This window comes from Streptomyces sp. NPDC015345 (assembly GCF_043078805.1).
GTDB lineage: Bacteria > Actinomycetota > Actinomycetes > Streptomycetales > Streptomycetaceae > Streptomyces.
Genome location: NZ_JBIBTX010000010.1, coordinates 321,487 through 325,068, shown reverse-complemented (window position 1 = coordinate 325,068; position 3,582 = coordinate 321,487). Strand labels below are relative to the sequence as shown.

General features: G+C 66.8%; 2 protein-coding genes and 1 rRNA gene. All 3 read left to right on the top strand.

The annotated features are described in order from the left end of the window. Positions 1-93, top strand: a 5S ribosomal RNA gene (gene rrf, locus ACF062_RS34470); the annotation flags it as partial. 154 nt (positions 94-247) lie between these two features. Then, positions 248-856, top strand: a complete 609-nt coding sequence (locus ACF062_RS34465; RefSeq protein WP_392143503.1) for a CDP-alcohol phosphatidyltransferase family protein — start codon at positions 248-250, stop codon at positions 854-856. Positions 857-969: 113 nt separating this feature from the next. Then, positions 970-3,465, top strand: a complete 2,496-nt coding sequence (locus ACF062_RS34460) for a mannose-1-phosphate guanyltransferase (protein WP_127912515.1) — start codon at positions 970-972, stop codon at positions 3,463-3,465. The last annotated feature ends 117 nt before the right edge of the window (positions 3,466-3,582 follow it).

Here is a 3,582-nt window from a genome sequence, read left to right as displayed (position 1 = left end):
ACGCCCGGTTACATTCCGAACCCGGAAGCTAAGCCTCACAGCGCCGATGGTACTGCAGGGGGGACCCTGTGGGAGAGTAGGACGCCGCCGAACTCCTTTTACAGCCGTGGTTCCTGGATTCAAATCCAGGAACCACGGCTTTTTTGTTTCCAGAGGGCGATACCTTGCCACCCCTCCGCATCGTCGTCTCCCCGCTGAGGGTAGGGTCAGGGGCATCATTGGTTCTTTTCCCACAGGAGGCCCCCGGGTGGAGGTCCAGGAGACGCGTGTCCAGACGGACCGTGTCCTCACCATCCCGAACATCCTCAGCATGGCGCGCCTCGCCGGCGTGCCCCTCTTCCTGTGGTTGATCCTCAGGCCTGAGTTCGGAGGGCCCAACAGCGACGGGTGGGCGCTACTGGTGCTCGCGCTCAGCGGCGTCAGCGACTACCTCGACGGCAAGCTCGCACGCCGCTGGAACCAGATCAGCAACCTCGGTCGGCTCCTCGACCCCGCGGCAGACCGGCTCTACATCCTCTCGACGCTTGTCGGCCTGACCTGGCGGGAGATTCTTCCGCTCTGGCTGACCGGCGTACTTCTGCTGCGCGAACTGGTCCTCCTGGTGATGGTCTGGATCCTCAGGCGCCACGGCTATCCGCCGCCGCAGGTGAACTTCCTGGGCAAGGCCGCCACCTTCAACCTGATGTACGCCTTTCCACTACTGCTCCTGAGCGACGGAAGTAGCTGGATCGCTTCTCTCGCTGCTATTTTCGGATGGGCGTTCGCAGGATGGGGTACAACTCTGTACTGGTGGGCAGGGATCCTGTATGTGGTCCAGGTCCGCCGACTTGTGAAAGCGGACAGCATGGCCGATTGAGCCTGCCAATTAGGTGACCGTAGAGGCGCGAAGACCCGCGTTTGACGTATGCGGGTCCTGCTTGGCGGGCTGAGTCGGCTAGATCGTCGTCTATTGAGGAGGACGTTTCCGACATGAAGGCCGTCGTAATGGCCGGCGGTGAGGGTACCCGCCTTCGCCCCATGACCTCTAGCATGCCCAAGCCGCTCTTGCCCGTGGCCAACCGGCCGATCATGGAGCATGTGCTGCGCCTGCTGAAGAGGCATGGTCTGACCGAGACCGTGGTAACAGTGCAGTTCTTGGCGTCGCTCGTCAAGAACTACTTCGGCGACGGCGAAGAGCTCGGGATGGAGCTCACCTATGCCAACGAGGAGAAGCCGCTCGGCACCGCAGGCAGCGTGAAGAACGCCGAGGAAGCGCTGAAGGACGATGCCTTCCTCGTGATCTCAGGTGACGCGCTGACCGACTTCGACCTCACCGAGCTGATTAACTTCCACAAGGAAAAGGGCGCGCTCGTCACCGTCTGTCTGACGCGCGTACCCAACCCCCTTGAATTCGGCATCACCATCGTGGACGAGGAAGGCAAGGTCGAGCGCTTCCTGGAGAAGCCGACCTGGGGGCAGGTCTTCTCCGACACGGTGAACACGGGCATCTATGTGATGGAGCCCGAGGTGTTCGACTATGTCGAGGCCGACGTGCCGGTCGACTGGTCCGGTGATGTCTTCCCGCAGCTGATGAAGGAGGGCAAGCCCATCTACGGGTTTGTCGCCGAGGGCTACTGGGAGGACGTCGGTACGCACGAGAGCTACGGCAAGGCCCAGGCCGACGTCCTGGAGGGCAAGGTCGACGTCGAGCTCGACGGCTTCGAGATCTCCCCCGGCGTATGGGTCGCCGAGGGCGCCGAGGTGCACCCTGACGCCGTACTGCGCGGGCCCCTGTACATCGGGGACTACGCCAAGGTCGAGGCGAACGTCGAGATTCGTGAGCACACCGTGGTGGGCTCGAACGTCGTCGTGAAGGACGGCGCGTTCCTGCACAAGGCCGTCGTGCACGACAACGTCTACATCGGTCAGCACAGCAATCTGCGCGGCTGCGTCGTCGGCAAGAACACCGACATCATGCGGGCCGCCCGCATCGAGGATGGCGCGGTCATCGGCGACGAGTGCCTCGTCGGTGAAGAATCGATCATCCAGGGCAATGTGCGGGTCTATCCGTTCAAGACGATCGAGGCGGGCGCGTTCGTCAATACGTCCGTCATCTGGGAGTCCCGCGGCCAGGCGCACCTCTTCGGAGCCCGTGGTGTCTCCGGCATTTTGAACGTGGAGATCACGCCTGAACTCGCCGTGCGTCTCGCGGGTGCGTATGCGACGACCCTGAAGAAGGGCTCGACCGTCACCACCGCGCGTGACCACTCGCGAGGCGCCCGGGCGCTCAAGCGAGCGGTGATCTCGGCGTTGCAGGCCAGCGCCATCGACGTACGCGATCTGGAGAACGTGCCGCTGCCGGTCGCGCGGCAGCAGACGGCGCGCGGCAGTGCCGGCGGCATCATGATCCGGACGACGCCCGGGGTGCCGGACTCCGTCGACATCATGTTCTTCGACGGGGAGGGCGCCGATCTCTCGCAGGGAAGCCAGCGGAAACTCGACCGTGTATACGCGCGTCAGGAGTACCGGCGGGCCTTCCCCGGCGAGATCGGGGATCTGCACTTCCCGTCCAGTGTCTTCGACTCCTACACCGGGTCCCTGCTGCGAAATGTCGACACCTCGGGAATCGCCGAGTCGGGACTGAAGGTCGTAGTCGACGCGTCCAACGGAAGCGCCGGACTGGTGCTGCCCAGCCTGCTCGGCAAGCTCGGCGTGGACGCGCTGACGATCAACCCCGGCCTCGACGAGTCGCGGCCCACCGAGACCGCGGACGCCCGCAGGGCCGGCCTGGTGCGGCTCGGCGAGATCGTGGCGTCGGCGCGAGCGGCCTTCGGCGTGCGGTTCGACCCGGTGGGTGAGCGGCTGTCGCTCGTGGACGAGAAGGGGCGGATCGTCGAGGACGACCGGGCCCTGCTGGTGATGCTCGACCTGGTGGCCGCCGAGCGGCGCAGCGGGCGGGTGGCGCTGCCGGTGACCACGACGCGTATCGCCGAGCAGGTGGCCGCGTACCACGGCACGCAGGTGGACTGGACGACGACCTCGCCCGACGATCTGACGCGGGTCGGACGCGGGGAGTCGACGATCTTCGGTGGCGACGGCCGCGGTGGGTTCATCGTGCCCGAGTTCAGCAGCGTGTTCGACGGCACGGCCGCGTTCGTGCGGCTCATCGGTCTTGTGGCGCGTACCCAGCTCACGCTGAGCCAGATCGACGCGCGCATCCCGCGTGCCCATGTGCAGCGGCGTGACCTCGCGACGCCGTGGGCAGTCAAGGGGCTCGTGATGCGGCGTGTGGTGGAGGAGGCCGGGGACCGGTCCGTGGACACCACCGACGGTGTGCGGGTCGTGGAGGCCGACGGGCGCTGGGTGCTGGTGCTGCCGGACCCGGCGGAGGCCGTCACCCATCTGTGGGCCGAGGGGCCCGACGACGCGTCCGCCCAGGCGCTGCTCGACGAGTGGGCCGCGGTGGTGGACAGCGCCGGCCGCTGATCATGACCGGCGTGGCGGGCGGGACCCCCCACCCGGGGCCCCCCGCCCCCCCGGGGGGGCCCTCGGGGGGAGCGCCCCCCCCCGGCGCCCCAGTGCGGCCAGCCCCACCCCCCCCCC